The organism is Acinetobacter sp. YH16042, assembly GCF_013417245.1.
Lineage (GTDB): Bacteria > Pseudomonadota > Gammaproteobacteria > Pseudomonadales > Moraxellaceae > Acinetobacter > Acinetobacter amyesii.
Window position 1 is genome coordinate 132,805 of the sequence record NZ_VPEJ01000005.1, and the last position, 20,500, is coordinate 153,304.

Consider the following 20,500-nt stretch of genomic DNA (forward strand, 5'->3'; position numbering starts at 1 on the left):
CTAGCCCTCTCCTACAAGGAGAGGGAATATTCATTATTAAGCCAATTGACGGAATTTAATTAGATGCAGCTCCTTCTCCCTATGGGATGAGAAGCACTGCTTCGCAAGGGGGATGAGGGAAACATGCTTTTAATGAAAAAAGTATCAAAGCACCCCATTCTCCAGCAACACCTCCAACCCTTTCACCTTCTCCATATATTTCAGCCGTTCTTTTTCCCACTTCACTTGTTCTTTCAATACCGAAACATCGCCATCAATCACCTTAAACACATCTTTCACCTGCATATTTTTCGGCTTCGGTTTTTCACTCCAGTGAAAGCTATCCTTGATGTCATCAATTTGACTTGCAAGGCGTTGGCTTTGTGCTTCTAGCGCCATTTGATAAAACTTTAAATGTTCATCAGTTAAGGCTTTAGGGCTTTTGTCTTTATTGGTTTCAAGCTGTAATTGCAGCTTTAATAAATAAAACAAATCCTGTGCTTCATGAGCTTGGTTCACCACTTGCAGCAACTCTGTTTTTTCTGCTTTTTTAGCTTCATCAGGCTCACGGTCAGGGTGAATCATGGCAGTGATTTTTAAATACACAGTTTTCAGTGATTGGTTCATTAACTTTTCAGCTTGCTCACGTTTTTGCGCAAGTCGTTTACGCTGATGCTCTTTTTTCTCACGTTGATATTGTTCGCTGTCCCATTCTTCATAAGACTCATGTTGTTCTGCAGCGTCCAGTTCTATATCAACATGACTATTTGTGTTTAGCTGTTCTGCTTGTGCTGACTTGCCCTTTTTATTTGGCTTTTGATTATGTGCATGGTGCTGCTGATAAAAGGCATCTACCTCAGTGACTTTTTCAAGTTCGGCAGTATTTAAATAGTTGGATTTTTTTAGCTGCTTAGCCAGTTTCGCAAGCTTTGCATCCAGCTGTGCTAAGTCTGCTTTGGCAAAGTCTTCTTGCTGTATGTGGTGCCAAAGCTGTGCAAGCTGGCGGTAGTCCACCGCATGCAAATCACGATAAATCGGCACAAGTTTTAACTGAATATAACTCTGAATCTCACTTTTGGCATTTTGCCAAAGATCTAAATCCAGCTTTTGCTGTTCGATTTGCTCAATCAGTTTATTCAGCTTTTTATGCTGTGGGGATAAAGCTTCAGCACTCGGGAGTAAACTGACTTTTAACTCAAAAGACATAAGCAAATTTAACGCAAAAAGAAAATTATAGCCGATCTAAGCACGAAACTTATGAGCACGTTGTATAAATCAACAATGGACTTTTATCCATTAACGCTCAAACCGTTGTAAATATTGACTCAGCTCTTCTCGAACAACCACCTCATGTCCTGCATGACTTCGACTTTGTTCCAAGAGATGCTCTGAGTCGATCACTGCCACGCGATGACCATCCGCAATTAAACGATCTACACCTTCAAAGAGCATTCGGACACCAACATCGTGTATCAAAGAAATATTGGTCAGATCTAAAACGATATGGTTAGTCGCAACAGGTTCATCCTCTAATATTCGCAGCAACATTTCCGACTCAGTAAATTGTAATACGCCGCGCAGTTCATACACCACCAACGAATGATCTATCCCGCAGCTATAGCGACTTTGGACGATCGTTTGCGCCGAAGGCGTTCCCTCCATGACATGTAGTCCCATGTCCTTAGACAGTCGTTCAAATATTTCGACGCCTCGAACACTATTCCCATGTGTATCGAGTTTCGGACTAAAGACCGCTAGCCCAACCTGCCCCGGCAAAGCCCCCATGATGCCACCGGCCACACCACTTTTGGCAGGAATACCGACCGTTGTCAGCCAATCACCCGCAGCATCATACATGCCACAAGTCATCATCACACTCAACACTTGGCGCACCACCGAACGTGACAGCAACCGTTTTCCTGTGGCAGCTTGCACGCCACCATTGGCAAGTACACTGGCCATTTTTGCCAAATCTTTAACCGTCACTAATATTGCACACTGACGAATATAGCCGTTCACCACATCTTCAGGGTCTTCTTCAAGTACACCGACTGTGCGCAGCATGTAACCGATCGACAAATTTCGAAAAGCCGTCTTCACTTCAGACTGGTAAACCGCGTCATCAAAACTCAGCTCACGCCCTGCCAGTTCACTTAAAAATTCACGGAGTTTGTCAGCTCGGGTACTGTGCTTGTCATGTGGTAAAAGTGAATGTGTGGTGATTGCCCCCGAATTGATCATCGGGTTTTTCGGGGTATTGCTTTGTGGATCGAGCGCAATTTGATTAAACGCCTCTCCCGATGGCTCGACACCGACCTTTTGTAAAACGCTATCCAAGCCAAGATGACGAATCGCTAAGGCATAAGCAAAGGGTTTAGACATCGACTGTATGGTGAACTCGACTTCGTCATCACCTGTGGAATAAATCGTGCCATCTACGGTAGACAGTGCCAAAGCCAGTCTATTCGGATTGGCATGGGCTAACTCAGGAATATAATCTGCCAAATCTCCGTGCTGATTGGCATCGCAGGCATTAAAGACATGCTGTAAATAATCTGGAACAGGCGTTTTCATAAGGTCTATTTTTTGTTGTGTGCTTTTTTATTTATAACAAATTGAGCTGCATCTGTATAAGTCCTTATGGTGAAGACGCATTCTGAGCTAAAACTTGTATGTGCTGTAGGTTTAAATGGTGCATCATTTCTCGAATAAAAACGAAATAACTGAGTTGAATGATTGCCTGCTCACCAAATAGATTTTGATAATATTCGGTATGTTCAATCATTTCATTAAAGCCATGTTCTAGGCTTTGTCGGTCAATGTGGGTCGCATGTTCAAAAAAGCTCTGCGCCAATAGATGCAGCATCGCATCATTCGACTGAGCATAGCGCTGCGTCTGATAATCGAGCTGTAATAGTTCTAAAATTTCTTCAATTTCATAGATCAAATATTCAATCGCTAAAGCATCGAAGCGCTGATGTCGGACACATTTTTGCACCAAAGCGACTAAGCCATGATCAAAATGAATATTCTGTTGCTCGGTCTGAAAGTCGAGCTGCGCTAATCCGAGCTGAAATTGTAATTGCTGCATAACTATCGTTTAAATTATTTAATCTTCTGCCAATTTTAACTCACGAAAGCTGCGTACTTGGTTACGACCTTGTTGCTTTGCCATATACAGCGCTTGATCGGCCATACGCGTGACCATAGCAGACGGTGTCCCCTCGATCGCAGTTGCTACACCAAAACTTGCACTAATCTTCAACATATGTTGGTTGGCTATCATGGTTTCAGCGTCAGAAATGGCCAATCGACAACGTTCAGCGACCTCTATCGCCTGCTCTAAACTCTGATTTTTTAGAATTAAAATGAATTCTTCACCGCCATAACGCCCAACCACATCTTGTACACGAGTATTGTCATTTAAAATTTGAGCAACACGTTGTAAAACGGCATCTCCTGCATCATGTCCATATTGGTCATTGATCAATTTAAAATGGTCGAGATCAAGCAAAACCACTGCAAATTCAGGCCGTGTCTGTTTGCTGAGCGTATCAAGTTCATGACTGACATAACGACGGTTAAACACATTGGTCAGGCCATCAACACGGCTGAGGACTTCCATCTTTTGTTCACGGTGTCGCCACTGTAAAAGCAAAATCTGAAAAAATACTGCACTGACGATCAATATGGGTAAATACAACTCCGCCATACTCATGAGCCAAAAGGCGTTGTCGTAAAACTCACTCTGTTTTAAAGCTGGGCTGAAAATCGGTGCATATTCTAGATGGTCAATCGAAGTTTGATAGCAAATGTAGCCAATAAACAGTGTGATCGGAAATGTAATGCTGAGCATAATCGCAGGACGATAAAAAACTAAACCGACCATCAGCAGATTGACCGTCCCCGCCATGGTGGTAGGACTATAGATCCCGATCATATAGCCACCATAGATCATGCCAATCCCAAACAGGACGGGCGCAAAATAGCTAAAAAACAGTCTGAAATTTAAATATTTTTTGAAATAAAGACTGAGTACGGCCAATACGCCATAACTGAGTAGGGCTATACAAGCGACCATGATCCTCAACTTGAGTGCACTCGGATTAAACCAGATCCGATTGGACGAATAATAAAAATTCATGATGCACCACTTCAACACGCTGACTTGACTCAACATGCCAAAGATGAGGAGTAAACGCCCTTTATCGTAGTCAGACCAATTGATGATGAGATAGTCCGACTCAAATAAAAGATGCTTCAATTTACGCCATTGCACGCCCCATTTCGTACAGACAGCATTGCCCCAATTTTTCCCCATTAAACTTCTTTTTTATTTATTATTTCGCTAGTTATACAAGGTTTTAGCTTCAAAAAGAAAGTCTATTTTCACAGTTGAGCATGCAACCTTTGAAGCCTTTAAACTTCACTTGCATCACTATTCAAATTACTATTCCGCTATTTTTTTTAGCCCAATTGGTCACTTTTATCTTTTTGAAATAGTACGGTTTTTATTCTAAACGCTCGGTGAATAAGATCCCGTTCAGATGATCGACCTCATGTTGCACGATCCGTGCGGGAAAGCCATTCAGGGTTTTCTCTTTAACTTCACCTTGAAGCGTCAAATATCGCACGTGAATTTGCTCAGCTCTCGGGACTTGTCCTCGTGCATTCGGCACACTTAAGCAGCCTTCTTCACCCAATACAGTCGTTGTCGATCGAGATGTAATCACTGGATTCACCATCACGATCGCCTCCATTTCAGGCGCGTCTGGATAGCGTAAATTTGCACGTGAAGCCACGATAATTACCCGCTTAGAAACATAAATTTGCGGTGCGGCAATACCTACACCTTGACGTTCAAGCATGGTGGCATAAAGTGTTTCGCTCAGTGCAGTTAACCATGCAGAACCTATTTCAGATGCTTGTACCTCTGCGGCAGTGAGCGTCAAAATCGCTTCACCACGCTGTGCAACAGCAGCAATATGACTCATGTTTTTATCCTTTTTCGTCTAACTGACTTAAATCACGTTGACTATAATGACGATGCTGTGTTCATTATTATCGGTTCTGAGTATAAAACAACAGTGTGCTATGGCTTTGAATCTTTTATGGTTTATATAGAGTACTGAATAAAATAGCGGATCATAAATCTTTATATGATTGATATTTATCATTTAAAATTAAAGCACACCATCGCCCATTGCCTATCACTTTTTAAATTAACGTGGCTTTATCTATATTATTTTGTTCTTATTTAATGATATTTCCATAACTATAAGTTTTTAATAAGGCAAAAAAGTTTGATTATTCAATAAAAATTTGAATCACTAAAATCCTCAAATGCTATTTGCTGCTGGAAAATATTTGCATGGAAGCTCAGCCACGCCTGACTCGTCAAGATAAACGTACCCTCGGACTGTCATCCCTCGGTGGCGCACTCGAGTTTTATGACTTTGTCATTTATGTGTTTTACGCCAAAATTATTTCGGAACTGTTTTTCCCCACTGGACTCAGTCCATTTTGGGCGATGCTGAATACTTACGGTATTTTTGCAGCCGGATATTTTTTCCGCCCGTTGGGTGGTGTGGTGATGGCGCATTTTGGCGATTTGATTGGTCGTAAGCGTTTATTTAGTTTGTCTATTTTACTCATGGCTCTACCTACACTGATGATCGGTGTGATGCCGACTTTTGAAAGTATTGGTTATGCAGCACCACTTTTGCTCCTACTGATGCGTGTGATTCAAGGCATCGCGATTGGTGGTGAAATCCCTGCGGCATGGACTTTTGTTTCAGAGCATGTGCCTGAGCAAAAAATTGGGATCGCCAATGGCTTACTCACTGCTGGCTTATCTTTAGGTATCCTATTGGGCGCACTGATGTCTTTGTTTATTTCATTACAATTTACAGAGTCAGAAATCCATGATTGGGCATGGCGGATTCCATTCATTCTAGGCGGGATCTTTGGTTTTGTTGCGCTCTATCTCCGCAGTTATTTAAAAGAAACGCCTGTATTTAAAGCCATGCAAGAAAAGAAACAATTGGCTAAAGAGCTTCCAGTAAAACAAGTGCTGCAACAACACAAAACAGGCGTTGTGATTGGTATGCTGTTTACATGGTTCTTAACCGGCTGTGTTGTTGTGCTGATTTTAGCGATGCCAAATCTACTCACGGGCGCCTTTGGTTTTGAACGTGCCGATGCATTTAAAATGCAAAGTGCCGCTATTGTGATGCAAATGGTCGGTTGTATCTTGGCAGGTCTTTTGGCAGATCGCTTAGGTGCGGGCAAAGTGATGCTGTTCGGTTCCCTCCTTGTCGCGATAATTGCGGGCGTATTCTATAACAGCCTGGGCCATGTGGCAGCATCGACCGTGTTTGCGCTTTATATGCTGCTCGGTTTGGCATCAGGTACGGTTGGTATGGTGTCTTATAGTATGGTGAAAATGTTCCCTGCACAGATTCGTTTCTCGGGCATTTCATTTTCATACAATTTGGCCTATGCCATCGCGGGTGGTATCACCTTGCCATTGGTTCAATGGTTGAGTTTATACAGCAACATTGGCGCAATGTATTATATATGGACTGTCTGTTTGGTGACCTTCTTTACTGCGATGCTTTATCGTCAACGTTTTGAAAAAACATCTCGCTAACTGATGTTACAAAGTAACATCAGCAGCACAATTTGATTCAAATAAATGAACGATACGCGCTAAGGTCATCCGCAAGTGTTTGAGACAGGACTACTTTTAATCAAAATTGTTTTTGCAATACTTTGAAAAATTTGACGCTAGTGAACGAGTTTTGCGGTGAGGAGCATTGCTCCGCAAGATGGTTTCCTTACGAAGCTTCGCTTCTCATTTTGCCTAATGAGAAACATTGTTTCGTAAGAGTACCTCCAGCCGAAGGCTAATCCCTTTATTCAATCCATAGATGTAAGACCCCGTCGAATAGACTTAAATATCATTTAAAAATTGTGAAATTACTTTTACGTGCGTAACATCAGTCACTAAAAAAAGCGGTCAATGACCGCTTTTTTTAAATCTCTTTCAAATCAATTCAGGCTTTTAAATTTTTACGCAATTCATCTTCTACAATTTCAATCTCAAGCTGACTAAAACGACGAATTTCACCTTCTGCATGTTTTTCAAGTAATCCACCAATCAGTGGAACTTTGACTTTCACCGTCCAGTCCAAATTGAAACTCACTTGTGTTGCATCACCACTGACACTTCGTTTACAACTGGCTTCGAGCGGTAGGTTGGGATCTAGTTTGACGTCAGAGGTTAATGCCGCCAAATTACTAATATCCGTACGTTTCAGACGAAACGCATCTTTTAATAACTTCTTGGCAATATCTGGAATATTTACATCCAAGTTATAGGCACGTTTTAAGGTATACATATCACCTGTTTTTTTTGATTCTAAAATTTCTAGATTTTCACCCGGTATGCGTTTGCACACCGCTTCATGCAAGCTGATATCTGCGGCTAGTCGTTTAAAATCTTCAAGTGAAACGCCATGAATTGTGGCATTGACGGTAAATTGATGTGCCATTCTCGTAATCCTTCAGGTCAATATTGGTTTTATTGTTTTATTTCGCCCAGTCTACAGTTGCTAAAACTGTGCTTTGGATTAAATCGGAAAGCGCTGTGGCTGTCATTGACCTGAAACCAAACTGAAAAAACAGAATTGCCATACTGCAACTCATTGGACTCTGCCTTAAAGGACTTTTTGATAGATTTGCCCATGCTGATCTTTAAACTCGAGCTGAAATTCCCAGCCCGCATCAATTTTTAAATACATCTCCGCGTAGGACAACTTTGCGTACCAATGACCAAAGTCGAGGCTTACAATATCAAAGCGGGCTTGTTCAGGGAGCTGTTGCATTGGTTTTGCATGTATCAAAGCGCTGGGTTCAAAAGACGTGCAGTGCGAGCCATAATCATGAAAAAGTTCGAAACATAGCTGTTTAAAAATTTTAAATGTTGAATCTTTGGGATCAAGTTGCGTCATTGCTTTAATAGCTTCCCATATCTTTTCATTTCTTCTTGCGCTTATTTTTATATTTCTATAACAAATCTTTGTGGTACTGCTTTTATAAATCTCAGTTTAATTTAAGCTGTTAATTTAACAGCATGCTATGCACTACACCATCCCGATCACGGTGTACCAGTTTGATTGGTTGTGAATAATCGATCAAGATGCTTTGGTGTTTATAACTGATTTGGATGCCGTATTCATCTGCACCATCATCCAAACCGCTGATGCTACATTGCGTCCCTTGTGGAAATGCCTTGAGCCATTCAGCGTTATACACATCTGCTATTTGCTCAAACTGAAAAAAGCTCGCCTTTTGCCGCAGTAGAAACCCAGCTTGTCGATCAAAACGCAGTTGCTGCTCAAGTTGAAAGTCGATAATCATGACTCTGCACGCTCTTTAATTGTTCATCGGGTTCAGAACATCGGCTATTAAAATTAAGCTTTGCCATCACCCAATGATCCTTATAAAGCTTTCATCGCCTGTTGCTGCTGATTATTTTTGACTTGTGTCCATTGCCACCAACCAAACGCCGCCAAGCCCACAAAACCGGCATACAGTGCTGCGGTGAGATACAGGTCTTTGTATATAAACATACCCACATAGATAATATCGACAAATACCCAAAGCACCCAAGTAGCAATATGTTTCCGGCTGGTCCAATACGTTGCGAGTAAGCTAAACGCGGCCAATTGTGCATCTAAAATCGGTACGGCTGCATCGGTAAAATAGTGCAAACTTAAACCAAAAATCAAACCGCCCACCGCTGCTAAGAGCATTTGAAAGATCACGAGTTTGGTCGCAATCGGTTCAATACGGATGTCATGATCTTGTTGTTTGCCCTTCAACCAATGATAGAAACCATAGAAGTTCACTACCACAAAGAAAAACTGCAAAATGGTTTCGCCATAAAGTTTGTAGGTATAAAACAGGTAGGCATACAGTAGAAATGCTGCAAAGTTAAACCACCAACACCACATATTTCGCTTAATGGTTAAAGTCACGCCAATTAAGCTAATAATGACTGCAAAAATTTCTAAGTTCGACATGGTTGATTGGGCCTTAAAAAAAGCTGCAGCTATTATGGAAAAAATCGGCCTAAAGGCAAGCTATATCCTGCACTATTTCATATCAACTCTGTAAATTTTAAATCAAAACACTCATCCACCAGACGATGATTTTGATGTTTTGAACGCATCAGTTTTGACAGTTTTCTAACAATCGTTTAAAAACTTAGGTATGCCTAAAGAATAATCAGAAGGAATCATCCAAATGTCAGAACAACAAGGTCGTGTAAGTCGAGAAATTCGTGGTCATCTTTATTTGATCGGTTTGGACCGTGCAGATAAACGGAATGCATTTGACAGTCATTTAATTCATGACCTTTCACTGGCGCTCACTGAATATGAAGATGATCCAAATTTACGCTGTGCGGTGATTTTTGCTCATGGCGATCATTTTACTGCGGGTCTAGATCTGGTCGAACTACAACCCAAACTTGGCAGCGGGCTGTTTAATTTTCCTGATCAGCAAATTAATCCGTGGGGAACCAACTCACGACAACGAAAAAAACCAGTTGTGGTCGCGGTACAAGGGTTCTGTTTTACAGCGGGTATTGAACTCATGCTGAATGCCGATGTCGTGATCGCACAGCGTCAGACGGAGTTCGCTCAAATGGAAGTGCAACGTGGCATTCTTCCTTTTGGTGGTGCAACAGTTCGCTTTGTGCAAGCAGCGGGTTGGAATAAGGCCATGCGCTATTTACTCACAGGTGAACGTTTCAATGCGCAAACGGCATATGACATGAACTTGGTGACTGAAATCACCGACCAAGCGCCCTTATCTCGTGCAATAGAACTTGCAGAACAAATTGCACAGGCTGCACCACTGGCGGTTCAGGCAACACTCGCTGCAGTACAGCAAGGGGTGCATTTGGGAGCCGATGCTGCCTTTGCTCAATTGGATCAGCACTTACAACCACTACTAAAAACACAAGATGTACAAGAAGGTGTGATGGCCATGCTACAACGTCGCGCAGCCAATTTTCAGGGCAAATAACCCTTTATTTAAAGTGAGTAAACCCTTTACGTCCTGCCTATCAAGAGAAAAATTATGTCAACGGATTTAGAACCAGCAGCGCAAGAAATACATAGTACACCCGTGAGTTTCCCTGCAACCGATGGTTATACGCTTTCAGGCGTTGAATATCGGCCTAATACTGCCGCTAAGGCCAATATTATTATTTCAAGTGCTACAGGTGTACCTCAACAATTTTACCGTCGTTTTGCCGAGTATGCCGCAGGACTCGGTTATCAAGTATTAACTTTTGATTATCGTGGTATTGGACGTTCTGCTCCTCCAAAACTCAAAGGCTTTAAAATGTCCTACCTCGACTGGGGACGTTATGACCTTTCTGGTGCCATAGCTTATATGCAACAACACGGTCAGGAAACTTTTCTAGTGGGACACTCCTATGGCGGTCAAGCACTAGGACTTACCTCAAATCACGATCAGATACGTGCCATGTATTGTTTTGGCACTGGCGCAGGTTGGCATGGCTATATGCCCTTTAAAGAAAAAATGAAAGTTCATGTTATGTGGAATATCGTTTTTCCGCCGATGGTTGCCATCAAAGGGTATTTGCCTTGGAGCAAACTCAATATGGGCGCTGACCTTCCTGTCGATGTCTATAAACAATGGCGCCGTTGGTGTAAAAACCCAACCTATTTCTTTGCCGACCCTGAGCTGAGTGAGCTATCTCAACAATATGCTGCAGTTCAAACGCCGATTTATGCGGTCGCTGCACTTGATGATGACTGGGCATTACCCAATTCACGACATGCTTTTATGCAACATTATGCGCAAGCGTCAATGCACTATATCAATATTGAAGCGGAAGATTACGGCCTAAAACAGATTGGTCATATGGGATATTTCCGCAAAGGTGCTGAACCCTTATGGCAGGAAGTGATAGGAAGGTTTGATGAACTATTAATCGCCTAGAGCAATTTACTCCATACACATCACATTGATTTATTCATATAGAGAGATACATGCGTCCACGGAAAAACACCTCAGAATATCTATTGCTACAGTCAGCACACGCCTTTAAACGCTATGGCTATATGGGCTGCAGCATGGGGAAATTGGCTGAAGCCTGTGGACTCTCAAAAGCTGCGTTTTATTATGACTATCCGAATAAAGACGCTTTACTGATGGAAATTTTAAACCTGACGCATATAAAGTTACAACACAGTATTTTTCAGCAATTACAGCAAACTACTAAATCCCCTCAACAGGCTTTCTCGAACATCCATCAACAGGCCATCCAGTTTTTTAGCCAAGGTGGATTAGGTTGTTTGGTCGGGATTTTAAGTATGGAACGGCAACATTTGCCTACCGAGATTTTTGCAAAATTACAATCCATCTTTCACGAGTGGCAACTTGCCTTTGAAGTGTTTTTTCAGCGATGCATGAGCATCGAACATGCCGCTCAACTTGCCAAAGTCAGCTTGGCGGATTATGAAGGCGCGATTTTAATGGCCCGAATAACCGATGATTTGAGTTATCTCGATTTAGTCCAAGATCGCATTTTGCTTCAACTTGCGGAGTATTGATAGCGATATTCAATTTTGTGTTCTTCGCCAAAACGGTCGACATGTGTATAAAACTCACCGTATCGGCCTAAATAATACTCGAGCGATTGATTATAAAAACTCCAATAAATCGACCATTCATTCAGATCTAATTGGCGAATTTGAGTTTTACAATTGACTGGCATGCGACGTAAAAAAACTTCTTGTAACTGTTCGGCTGCCTGTAGCGAATCTAATTTGTATTGTTGTTGAAAGAAAATTTCCGCAATATCATCAAAAAGTTGCTGTTCATATTCATCTACTTCAATGACTTGATCGACGTCACGAATAGCATCATCATTCGATGCTAAAGAGATACTGTTCGATTTTTTTGGTGCTTGGTAACGCGTATATTTTTGACGATATTTTTCTGTTTTTATTATTTTTTTGACCACGATTCCTGCTGCAGACAACGCAATCAGAATACACATCACAATGAGAAAATTAACCATAATAACAACCTACTGCCGATGACGCGCATGCACATCTTGAATCACCGAATATTTTTATGGACTAATATAACGCACAATAACGTTTAAAATTCATACAAAATTATTTTAAAGCTGAAATTTGGCCTATTTTCTTTGCTAATTTATTTCAAACTATTACACCTGCTGAAATCATTGAGTATGTATACATTTCTAAAAAATCTATTATTACTTTAAAAACAGTATAGTTAAATGCATTTATGTCGTTATTTATCCGTATTTAACGATTAATTTATAAATATATATTTGTAAATTTTGCAACAATTTTGAAATAAAAACCCAACCCAACAGCGCAATGGCAGCAAAAAAACATAAAACGCAACAAGAAACCTCTTTAAGCACATGGCGATATCTTCTGAAATGACAGGCTGTTGGAGTTTTCTATAAAAAGAAAAAATTATGATACGCGAAGCACAAATCCAGGACATACCCGAAATTATTAACGTGATTCACAACAGCATTCGTTCATGTATCCAGGACCATCAACGTAATGAAAGTGTGATTCAAACTTGGCTTGAGGAGGCAAATCAATCAAATATCTTAATGTGGATGCTTTACAACGATAGTTGGGTCTACGTCAGTGACAATCGAGTGGTCGGCTTTATTTTAGTCAGTGATCAGGGACAAATTTTACTGAACTATATTTGCCCTGAACGTCAGTACCAAGGCATTGGTAAGGCGTTATTATTAAACATGATGCACTGCGTCCGGAAAAAGAATATTACCGAGATCAGTCTAGAAAGTACCCATACGGCACTCGCCTTTTACCAAAAATATGGCTTTGTCGCACATCAGGATTTTGAGCCTGCTGATGTTCCGCTTAAATTGGTCAAACAACTCTGCTAGTAGAGAGATAAAGTTCGTAGAGGGATAGATTTTCAAATAAGATGATTGTATAGATGAATTTAAAGATAAATGAATCTAAATAAGGATTGGCAAAGAATACTAGCGATATCACCTCAGAGTTTTTAAACCTATACAATTCATGGTATCAAGGCTTAAGTTGATCGCGTCCTGCCTGTTTGGCCATATATAAATAATAGTCTGCATGCTTCATTAAAGCTTCGATACTTTCGAAGTCATTTTGCTTATCCATCCATGCCATGCCCAAACTCAGTGTGACGTAATTTTTTTCATCACCCCGATTAACATGTTCAAGTTGTTCATTACGCATGGCTTCGAGTACCAATTGCAATTGCTCTTGGGCAATCGCATACGGAACATCATGCATCAATATGGCAAACTCCTCTCCACCGTAGCGAGCCACATAGGCTGAACTTGGCAGGGTATTTTGCATGGTTTTCACGATCTGCTGTAACACCTCATCGCCTTTGAGATGTCCATAGTGGTCATTATAATTTTTAAAATAATCGACATCTAACATGGCAAAGACCAACGTTCGGTGACTATGAAAACGGACTTCTGAATATAAACGTTGAATTTCAGCATTCAGTGCACGGCGGTTGAATGCCCCCGTTAAGGCATCAATACGAATTTGTAGCTCTAGCTTTTTATTCAGCTCGTGAAGCTGTAAGGTGCGCTCTTTGACTTTCTGATCGAGTGAACTGTTTAGCTCAAGCAAACTATTATTCAACTGCTCGGTATGCATAGACTGCTGTGCATAATGGTGCGATTGCTGAAACATGATCAACAAGGCATACAAACTGGTTGAAATGAACGATAAATTGACTGAATCAATCAAATTCATCATCAGCAAAAAGTCGTTTAAAAAGGTAATGCACAGGAAAATAACCGCGATTAAATTTAATTTTGAATACGGTTCTTTCTTTTTCAGTGTTACGTAAAAACCATAAGCAAAATTACTCAGAACAACGATCACATAAGCAAAGCTGTAGGTTGCCAAAGGCTGAAAAATCTCAGGCGTCGAAACAAAAGTCACTGAAATATTCAAAGACAATAGCAACATCGCGATCTGATAATTAAAGGTAAATAAATAGCGACGACTGAGCAAGTGGATATAACTTAAAAAGAAAATCGACGCCAAATAAGTAAATAAATATTCTAATCGCGTGCCCCACAACCAATTGATATCGGTAAAAGTGGTATAGGCATAAGGTGCTGAAAATAAATTATGGAATGCTAAAAAGACAATAAATAAGCCAAACACCAAATTACTTCGGCTATTGCGACCGCGTAAACCTCGGAAAACAGAAAATAGGATCGTAAATAGTCCCACACCCAAGACGGCGCCCGACACCATTCCAATACTCATCATTTGTTGTTGGAATTGGCGGTTTACTGTCTTAGCAATACCAATACGCATCGGGTTTTCAAACCCGCCGTGCATACTGTTAAAACTCGAAGCTTGAATGGTTAAAGTGAAATATTCATCTTGTGCCACAAAATAGGCAATTCGCGGTGCATTCTCCGTTTTTTGTTCTGCTTCAGTACGCCCCACCTCGCCCAAACGAACGATCACATCACCATTTAAAAATACCCGATACGCACCGTACTGATTTGGAATCAATACCGCGATACGTCGACCAATAAATTGTTTAGGGATTTGGAAATGTCCAGTAAATGTCCCAAAACCTTTACTGTCCCCTGTGATGTCTTTAAATGATGCAGGCAGATAGACCGTTTGACCGACTAGAACCGAACTCGGAGACGTTAAAAATTGATTTGGATAAAACAACCATTTGCCTTGTAAGAGGCTACTGGTGTCTTCCGTGAAGTAGATTTGGTTAACTTCGTTTTGATATTTTAAATAAAACGATTTAGGAGCAGTTTCATACTGTGCTTGAGCAGTCGATACAGTAAATGCCAGTGTAAAAATAATAAAGGTAAAAACCCAGAACAATCTGGTACAAGGCAACTGTAAATACAATGGCTTTGATTCCTGCGTTTATACTCGAGTAATTATTCTAATCTACGGTAAAAGACAAAAATAACAACATCTATTTTATCCAATTGATCAATAACGTCCATGTCATTGATCTAAAACTATTGATCTATTAATCGCGAGTTTTTACGTCATACAATTCAATCTCAAAAATAAGATTTGAATTGGCAGGAATTACATTACCCATTTTACGCTCACCATAAGCCAAATGTGATGGTACGATTAACTTACGTTTACCACCGACTTTCATCCCCATGATGCCCTGATCCCAACCTTTAATTACACGGCCTGTACCAATCACCGTTTCAAAATAATTACCACGATCCAATGATGAATCAAATTTAGTACCATCTTCTAACCAACCAGTATAGTGAGTTGTAATCAAAGCACCTTTAACCGCCACTTTACCTTCGCCTACCACTAAGTCAATAATTTCTAATTCCGTGCTCATGCTCTCAACCTCAAATGCCGCAATCAAAATAAAGCCCTATTATAAACAGAATCAGTCTGAACATGATGCCCTTGAATGCGTTAGAACTTACCGATTCAAAGTTGAGAACACAATGATTTAGATCAGCATGCAAATAAACATTTACTAGTAAAGCTCACATGTCTTGAAACATTTAGGAGTATTCCGTTATCACTAAGATGCATTGGTAAGAAACGAATAAAAAATTTAAAGCGCTCTAAAAGTTTGAACGTTCATTGAATGAAGACGTTTATGCGGTAAAAACAACGCTATTTACAATGATAATAAAGAGGATTCATCCATGAGCATTACATAAATTGAGGCCTGGAAATTTTCCCCAAATTAGATTTTTATGATGGTTTTAGATCGACTGAGTTTCAAATCAACTTTTAAATCAACAGAATAGTATTCACTAAAAAATTGTTATATATAAGGATGCAAGCCTAAACTCACACCCATCATGAAGAGTTAAATCAAATGATAAACTTATTGCAATTGTGTCCATTCAATAACAGCTTGAGCTTTATCACCTATCAAAGTCCATTCGCCGTCCATTACGTTTAATTGTAAAGACATGGTTCGTTCGGATAACTCTTGAATGGCAGCTGTACTCGCTTCAGATAATTGCCAAATCTCAACATTCTTCAGTGTTTTCAATTTGCTGTTGCGTTTATACCATTCATCTACTGATGAACCATAAGTAATCACAGCAACGTTTGGGCAACGTGCACTGGCTTTTTTGACTTTGTCTTCGTCAGGACAGCCAACTTCAATCCATTTCACCAATTGGCCTGTTAAATCTTTTTCCCACAGCGCTGGTTCATCTGTTTCGAAAAGATCTTTGGTAAATTCTAATGCTTCGTCAGCATAGCGTGCATATGCCAAGACACGTACCATCAAACGTTCAATCGTTTCAGAAGGATGCAAAGCCATCGTCAATTGATAATCACCATATTGGTGTACATCCATATTGGCAATGTTCAAATCTGCTTTATAAATTGTAGCTTTTAGCGCCATGTGAAAGTCCTCAAATTTGGCGCCTAGCATATAAGATTTAGCAAGCTTTTGCTGCGCTGATTTACTTATTTCTCCGCTTTATCGGCATCAATCCGGCACTGCATTAATCGATCTTCAAATTCGAGCCATTCACGTTCAGTTTGGTAAATAATTTCGACACGATTATCGATACTTTCCTCGCTCGACTGATAATTAAACTGATCAGGATTAAAGTTAAAGGTTTTCCAACCTTGGTCTGTCTGAAAAATACCTTTGATCCGTAGCCAATCTTGCTGCTCACAGAGTAAATCTAACAGCTCAAAAAAGTCGAAAATCCATCGTTTTGGGAGTTTCCAACCTGCGACACTATAGCCCTGAGCGGATTCAACATAATGATAAGGCAACTGTTTAATTTCTGTGGGTACATCGACCAACGTTTGCTTTTGCATCGCCAATAAAGGCTGAATTTTACGCGGACTTCCCACATAGGCGAGATCAATATTTGCCAGTTTTAATTCACCTTTGACGACATTGATCCATTGCTGCTGATACGGTAAATACGCTTGTTTGAGTCGTTCCAAACCAGCTTGATCGGCATCACTCATACAATCGACATGAGACACCACAACGATTTGTGCCACTTTGAGTTGATCGGCATACAGGTTTTGCGAAGTCCAATCTTGATCATGTAAGCGTGAGCCATCGACCACGGTCACCAATGCCCGCATGGCTAAATGCGGATGCCAATGTGGCTCGGTCAATTGCTCCAATAGTTGTCCCGGATGCCCTAAACCTGTCGGCTCAATAAACAGTCGGTCGGGTTTCACCTCTGACAATAATCGTGACAACGCAATTTGCATCGGCAGTTGGCTACTACAACATAGACATCCACCCAATAATTCCTTCACCGCAAAGCCCTGATCTTGCGGCAACATCTGTTGATCGACCCCGATTTGCCCAAACTCATTCATCAGTACGGCCCAAGTTTCGCCCGCTGGCTTTTGCTTTAATAACTGCTGTAAAACTGTGGTTTTACCCGCACCTAAAAAGCCAGAAATAATATGAACCGGAATCGCACCGTGGGTAGAAACTAATTTCAAAAGTGAGTCACTCAAATAAATAGCCAATGATTGATGGCCTTTACCATAATGATTTCAAAAAAATGCTGCAAGTCTAGTCTTCATTTCTCTGTCTTCATTTTTCTAAAGCATAGATCAGCCTAGTATCCGAGGCATTGAATGATGATCTGGCTGTTAAACAGCCTGTTTATTCCATTTGCATGAATGCATGACATATCTGGTCATACTTTATTGACAAAGTTAACTCTTATATTTAAAAAAAATAGCCATATCGAAAAGAATCCTTACATTTGGATTTTAGTGAAATTTCTAGATTCTGCTTATTTACGACATCGATGTAATCATCATGTAAACAATGAATGAATCATAAAGTCGATTTGGTCATTTTTTCTTGCAAAGTTAAATGAAGATTCCGATATTTTTTTTACATTTAAAACACAGGATGGACGGTTATGTATTCAGCCAGTTAACCAGTCTGTTTCACTTTGTTGCTCGCATTGATCACTCGGTTTTCTCGATTTAGCATGAGCTCTCTCCTGATGGACGTGATGATCTTTTCAGGACTTACTAAAATATATAAGGATGCTCAAAATGAAATTAACTCAAATTTTACTTGCTTCTACTCTAGCTGCTGCAGCTGCAACAAGTTTTGCTGCAAGCAAAGATAAACAAGAAGCGCCTGAACAAGAAAAAGTAGTGGTTAGCACTCAAGAACAGCCAGCGACTGAAACAACTGCTGCTGAAGGTACTGCTGCTCAACCTGCTTCAGAAGCAAATGCTGAAGGTTCTGCACCAGCTCAACCTGCTCAGTAATAGACGAATAGCGTACTCCACACGCTAAATTCATTTAGTCTGCTGCTCAACATTTATCCCTCACTAATAAAATGTTGTGCTAAATGAATTAAAGTCGCCGGATCATTGAAAAATGGTTCGGCTTTTTTATGCTCAAAGCTACTAATTGATAGATTTTAATGATCGATAAATCATTCAAAATGATTGATCATTTTAATATAAATAAATATATATCATTCACTTAAAATAAAACCCTGCAAAAAACACGACAATTCGATTCATCGTTTCGACTTATGCCTAGCTTGTTGAAAGCCTCGGGTTAGAACTTAATAGTGGCATATGTGAAGTGATTGGATGTTTACGCATGAGCAATAAAGCAAATTACACAACGGAAGTTGCCATTCTGGGCGCAGGTCCTGTCGGCTTAACCATTGCAAACTACTTAAGTAAGCAAGGTGTCAAAGTCACTGTGATTGAACAACTAGACAGCCTGATTGACTACCCACGTGCGATTGGTATTGATGATGAATCATTACGTACCATCCAATCATTAGGTTTAGTGGACCAAGTATTACCACATACAACACCGAACCACGCGATGCGTTTCTTAACCCCTAAAGGTCGTTGTTTCGCTGACATTCAACCGCTCACTCGTGAATTTGGTTTCTCACGTCGTAATGCCTTTATTCAACCACAAGTCGATAATGTACTGCTACAAGGTTTAAAACAGTACGAAACCACAAATGTTTTATTCTCTCGTCAATTGTCTGATTTTAGCCAAGATGCCAATGATGTAACGCTAAATATTCAAAATAAAGACGGTGAAGCTGAAAAAATTCAAGCGCAGTATTTGATTGCTTGTGATGGTGGTAACTCAGTGGTACGTCGTACCCTCAACATCGGCTTCGATGGTAAAACTGCACCGAACCAATGGATCGTGATCGACATCAATAACGACCCACTTGCAACGCCACACATTTACCTATGCTGTGACCCTGTGCGTCCTTATGTATCTGCTGCGCTTCCACACGGTATTCGTCGTTTCGAATTTATGGTGATGCCTGGTGAAACTCAAGATGAATTAAGCAAACCTGAAAACATTGCCAAATTATTGTCGAAAGTGCTTCCAACGACCGACGGTATTGAAGTGATTCGTCAGCGCGTTTATACCCACAATGCCCGTATTGCAGATAAATTCCGTGTAGACCGTATTTTACTTGCAGGTGATGCTGCGCACATCATGCCAGTATGGCAAGGTCAAGGGTATAACAGTGGTATGCGTGATGCGTTCAACCTTGCGTGGAAAGTTGCAATGGTTGTACAAGGCAAAGCTGGCCCTGCGCTTTTAGATACATACCAAGTTGAACGTAAAGATCATGCAAAAGCGATGATTGATCTTTCTGTAATGGCGGGTCATGTCCTTGCTCCACCGAAAAAATGGCAAGGTTTCGTCCGTGATGGTATTGCCTATGCACTCAATTACATCAAACCGATCAAGCAATATCTATTGGAAATGCGCTTCAAGCCAATGCCGAAGTACAACGACGGTGCATTGATCAATAACGGTGTTAAAGACTCACCTGTAGGTAAAATGTTCATTCAGCCACATGTTCAACTTGAATCTGGCGAAAAAGTCCTACTTGATGAAGTCATCGGTAACGACTTTGCAATCATTGCTTGGGGCGTCGATCCGAAATGGGGTCTGTCAGATGCGACCATGAAAAAATGGCAAAAATTGGGCGTTAAATTTATCCAAGTATTGCCTGCTGTTCAGCTTAGCAATGAAAATCGCACCAAGTACGACAATGTGATTACGATTGGTGATATTGGTACCGATATTCGTGGTTGGTTTGGTAAAACCACTGAATCTGTTACGATTCTTCGCCCAGACCGTTTTGTTGCAGCGATTGCAATTCCACAAACTTTAGACAGCGTGAGCCAACAATTGTTTGCAAAATTGCATGCTTAATAATCTAAATAGATCTGCAAGAATTAAAAATCACCATGCATAAAGCATGGTGATTTTTTCTATAATCACTATAAACATCGCATGCTATAATCGTTCAATATATAATTATAAGCTTCGCAAAATGCAAAAAAGATTTCAGAAATTATTCATTTATAGCTTGTTGGGCTTTATTTTTATCTGTTCACTCATT

At 40.5% G+C, this 20,500-nt stretch carries 21 protein-coding genes; 7 read left to right on the plus strand and 14 right to left on the minus strand.

Features of this window, described 5'->3' with window-relative positions; genetic code table 11:
* Positions 1-144: 144 nt before the first annotated feature.
* The 5 genes from FTV37_RS05700 to def form a co-directional block, all read right to left on the minus strand.
* On the minus strand, positions 145-1,185 hold the full coding sequence (locus FTV37_RS05700; protein ID WP_180063232.1) for a molecular chaperone DnaJ: 1,041 nt from the start codon (positions 1,183-1,185) through the stop codon (positions 145-147).
* Between the two features lie 90 nt (positions 1,186-1,275).
* A complete protein-coding gene (locus tag FTV37_RS05705; protein WP_180063233.1) occupies positions 1,276-2,553 on the minus strand; it encodes a glutaminase in 1,278 nt (425 codons plus the stop codon).
* 64 nt (positions 2,554-2,617) lie between these two features.
* Entirely contained in the window at positions 2,618-3,070 is a 453-nt protein-coding gene (locus FTV37_RS05710) for a hypothetical protein (protein ID WP_180063234.1), read from the minus strand.
* Between the two features lie 18 nt (positions 3,071-3,088).
* Entirely contained in the window at positions 3,089-4,300 is a 1,212-nt protein-coding gene (locus FTV37_RS05715) for a GGDEF domain-containing protein (protein WP_180063235.1), read from the minus strand.
* Positions 4,301-4,490: 190 nt separating this feature from the next.
* Complete coding sequence (def, locus tag FTV37_RS05720; protein WP_180063236.1) at positions 4,491-4,973, minus strand: peptide deformylase; 483 nt, start codon at positions 4,971-4,973, stop codon at positions 4,491-4,493.
* A gap of 377 nt (positions 4,974-5,350) precedes the next feature.
* On the opposite strand from def, the gene FTV37_RS05725 reads away from it, so the two are divergent.
* Complete coding sequence (locus FTV37_RS05725) at positions 5,351-6,631, plus strand: MFS transporter (RefSeq protein ID WP_180063237.1); 1,281 nt, start codon at positions 5,351-5,353, stop codon at positions 6,629-6,631.
* A 406-nt stretch (positions 6,632-7,037) separates the two neighbouring features.
* Here the strand turns inward: FTV37_RS05725 and FTV37_RS05730 are convergent, their stop codons facing one another.
* From FTV37_RS05730 to pnuC, 4 genes are all read right to left on the minus strand, one after another.
* On the minus strand, positions 7,038-7,535 hold the full coding sequence (locus FTV37_RS05730; RefSeq protein WP_180063238.1) for a DUF2505 family protein: 498 nt from the start codon (positions 7,533-7,535) through the stop codon (positions 7,038-7,040).
* Positions 7,536-7,700: 165 nt separating this feature from the next.
* The gene (locus tag FTV37_RS05735; RefSeq protein WP_180063239.1) at positions 7,701-7,994 is read right to left on the minus strand and encodes a hypothetical protein; all 294 of its coding nucleotides are present in this window, start codon (positions 7,992-7,994) and stop codon (positions 7,701-7,703) included.
* Positions 7,995-8,103: 109 nt separating this feature from the next.
* Positions 8,104-8,403, minus strand: a complete 300-nt coding sequence (locus FTV37_RS05740; protein WP_180063240.1) for a hypothetical protein — start codon at positions 8,401-8,403, stop codon at positions 8,104-8,106.
* Between the two features lie 80 nt (positions 8,404-8,483).
* Complete coding sequence (pnuC, locus tag FTV37_RS05745) at positions 8,484-9,068, minus strand: nicotinamide riboside transporter PnuC (RefSeq protein ID WP_180021225.1); 585 nt, start codon at positions 9,066-9,068, stop codon at positions 8,484-8,486.
* Positions 9,069-9,291: 223 nt separating this feature from the next.
* Here pnuC and FTV37_RS05750 point away from each other — a divergent pair, with 223 nt between their 5' ends.
* Genes FTV37_RS05750 through FTV37_RS05760 form a run of 3 tightly spaced genes read left to right on the plus strand, consistent with a single transcriptional unit; the run spans position 9,292 to position 11,636 of the window.
* Positions 9,292-10,077: a crotonase/enoyl-CoA hydratase family protein gene (locus tag FTV37_RS05750; RefSeq protein ID WP_180063241.1), complete on the plus strand. Its 786-nt coding sequence runs from the start codon at positions 9,292-9,294 to the stop codon at positions 10,075-10,077.
* A 54-nt stretch (positions 10,078-10,131) separates the two neighbouring features.
* Positions 10,132-11,022 carry an alpha/beta fold hydrolase gene (locus FTV37_RS05755; protein ID WP_180063242.1) on the plus strand — a complete coding sequence of 297 codons (891 nt, stop codon included), beginning with the start codon at positions 10,132-10,134 and terminating at the stop codon, positions 11,020-11,022.
* Between the two features lie 50 nt (positions 11,023-11,072).
* Complete coding sequence (locus FTV37_RS05760; protein ID WP_180063243.1) at positions 11,073-11,636, plus strand: TetR/AcrR family transcriptional regulator; 564 nt, start codon at positions 11,073-11,075, stop codon at positions 11,634-11,636.
* Here the strand turns inward: FTV37_RS05760 and FTV37_RS05765 are convergent.
* Positions 11,618-12,106 carry a hypothetical protein gene (locus FTV37_RS05765; protein ID WP_180063244.1) on the minus strand — a complete coding sequence of 163 codons (489 nt, stop codon included), beginning with the start codon at positions 12,104-12,106 and terminating at the stop codon, positions 11,618-11,620. The two genes, FTV37_RS05760 and FTV37_RS05765, sit on opposite strands and share 19 nt — an antisense overlap.
* Before the next feature lie 435 nt (positions 12,107-12,541).
* Here FTV37_RS05765 and FTV37_RS05770 point away from each other — a divergent pair, with 435 nt between their 5' ends.
* Positions 12,542-12,988: a GNAT family N-acetyltransferase gene (locus FTV37_RS05770; RefSeq protein ID WP_180005311.1), complete on the plus strand. Its 447-nt coding sequence runs from the start codon at positions 12,542-12,544 to the stop codon at positions 12,986-12,988.
* A 145-nt stretch (positions 12,989-13,133) separates the two neighbouring features.
* On the opposite strand, the gene FTV37_RS05775 is transcribed toward FTV37_RS05770, so the two are convergent.
* From FTV37_RS05775 to FTV37_RS05790, 4 genes are all read right to left on the minus strand, one after another.
* Positions 13,134-14,930, minus strand: coding sequence for a diguanylate cyclase domain-containing protein (locus tag FTV37_RS05775; RefSeq protein ID WP_180063279.1), 1,797 nt, complete (start codon positions 14,928-14,930; stop codon positions 13,134-13,136).
* Positions 14,931-15,117: 187 nt separating this feature from the next.
* Positions 15,118-15,456, minus strand: coding sequence for an FKBP-type peptidyl-prolyl cis-trans isomerase (locus tag FTV37_RS05780; protein ID WP_180055505.1), 339 nt, complete (start codon positions 15,454-15,456; stop codon positions 15,118-15,120).
* Between the two features lie 504 nt (positions 15,457-15,960).
* Positions 15,961-16,491 carry a YaeQ family protein gene (locus tag FTV37_RS05785; protein ID WP_180041946.1) on the minus strand — a complete coding sequence of 177 codons (531 nt, stop codon included), beginning with the start codon at positions 16,489-16,491 and terminating at the stop codon, positions 15,961-15,963.
* Between the two features lie 65 nt (positions 16,492-16,556).
* A complete protein-coding gene (locus tag FTV37_RS05790) occupies positions 16,557-17,570 on the minus strand; it encodes a GTP-binding protein (protein ID WP_168379278.1) in 1,014 nt (337 codons plus the stop codon).
* Positions 17,571-18,140: 570 nt separating this feature from the next.
* Between FTV37_RS05790 and FTV37_RS05795 the strand changes: the two genes are divergently transcribed.
* On the plus strand, positions 18,141-18,362 hold the full coding sequence (locus tag FTV37_RS05795) for a hypothetical protein (protein ID WP_078191424.1): 222 nt from the start codon (positions 18,141-18,143) through the stop codon (positions 18,360-18,362).
* 343 nt (positions 18,363-18,705) lie between these two features.
* Positions 18,706-20,310 (plus strand): bifunctional 3-(3-hydroxy-phenyl)propionate/3-hydroxycinnamic acid hydroxylase, encoded by a 1,605-nt coding sequence (locus FTV37_RS05800; RefSeq protein ID WP_180063245.1) that lies wholly within the window; start codon positions 18,706-18,708, stop codon positions 20,308-20,310.
* Positions 20,311-20,500: the final 190 nt, after the last annotated feature.

What these genes read in the sequence shown, in the direction of transcription:
- FTV37_RS05700 (WP_180063232.1), bottom strand. Translation starts at nt 1,185, where the DNA reads ATGTCTTTTGAGTTAAAAGTCAGTTTACTCCCGAGTGCTGAAGCTTTA.
- FTV37_RS05705 (WP_180063233.1), bottom strand. Translation starts at nt 2,553, where the DNA reads ATGAAAACGCCTGTTCCAGATTATTTACAGCATGTCTTTAATGCCTGC.
- FTV37_RS05710 (WP_180063234.1), bottom strand. Translation starts at nt 3,070, where the DNA reads ATGCAGCAATTACAATTTCAGCTCGGATTAGCGCAGCTCGACTTTCAG.
- FTV37_RS05715 (WP_180063235.1), bottom strand. Translation starts at nt 4,300, where the DNA reads ATGGGGAAAAATTGGGGCAATGCTGTCTGTACGAAATGGGGCGTGCAA.
- def (WP_180063236.1), bottom strand. Translation starts at nt 4,973, where the DNA reads ATGAGTCATATTGCTGCTGTTGCACAGCGTGGTGAAGCGATTTTGACG.
- FTV37_RS05725 (WP_180063237.1), top strand. Translation starts at nt 5,351, where the DNA reads ATGGAAGCTCAGCCACGCCTGACTCGTCAAGATAAACGTACCCTCGGA.
- FTV37_RS05730 (WP_180063238.1), bottom strand. Translation starts at nt 7,535, where the DNA reads ATGGCACATCAATTTACCGTCAATGCCACAATTCATGGCGTTTCACTT.
- FTV37_RS05735 (WP_180063239.1), bottom strand. Translation starts at nt 7,994, where the DNA reads ATGACGCAACTTGATCCCAAAGATTCAACATTTAAAATTTTTAAACAG.
- FTV37_RS05740 (WP_180063240.1), bottom strand. Translation starts at nt 8,403, where the DNA reads ATGATTATCGACTTTCAACTTGAGCAGCAACTGCGTTTTGATCGACAA.
- pnuC (WP_180021225.1), bottom strand. Translation starts at nt 9,068, where the DNA reads ATGTCGAACTTAGAAATTTTTGCAGTCATTATTAGCTTAATTGGCGTG.
- FTV37_RS05750 (WP_180063241.1), top strand. Translation starts at nt 9,292, where the DNA reads ATGTCAGAACAACAAGGTCGTGTAAGTCGAGAAATTCGTGGTCATCTT.
- FTV37_RS05755 (WP_180063242.1), top strand. Translation starts at nt 10,132, where the DNA reads ATGTCAACGGATTTAGAACCAGCAGCGCAAGAAATACATAGTACACCC.
- FTV37_RS05760 (WP_180063243.1), top strand. Translation starts at nt 11,073, where the DNA reads ATGCGTCCACGGAAAAACACCTCAGAATATCTATTGCTACAGTCAGCA.
- FTV37_RS05765 (WP_180063244.1), bottom strand. Translation starts at nt 12,106, where the DNA reads ATGGTTAATTTTCTCATTGTGATGTGTATTCTGATTGCGTTGTCTGCA.
- FTV37_RS05770 (WP_180005311.1), top strand. Translation starts at nt 12,542, where the DNA reads ATGATACGCGAAGCACAAATCCAGGACATACCCGAAATTATTAACGTG.
- FTV37_RS05780 (WP_180055505.1), bottom strand. Translation starts at nt 15,456, where the DNA reads ATGAGCACGGAATTAGAAATTATTGACTTAGTGGTAGGCGAAGGTAAA.
- FTV37_RS05785 (WP_180041946.1), bottom strand. Translation starts at nt 16,491, where the DNA reads ATGGCGCTAAAAGCTACAATTTATAAAGCAGATTTGAACATTGCCAAT.
- FTV37_RS05795 (WP_078191424.1), top strand. Translation starts at nt 18,141, where the DNA reads ATGAAATTAACTCAAATTTTACTTGCTTCTACTCTAGCTGCTGCAGCT.
- FTV37_RS05800 (WP_180063245.1), top strand. Translation starts at nt 18,706, where the DNA reads ATGAGCAATAAAGCAAATTACACAACGGAAGTTGCCATTCTGGGCGCA.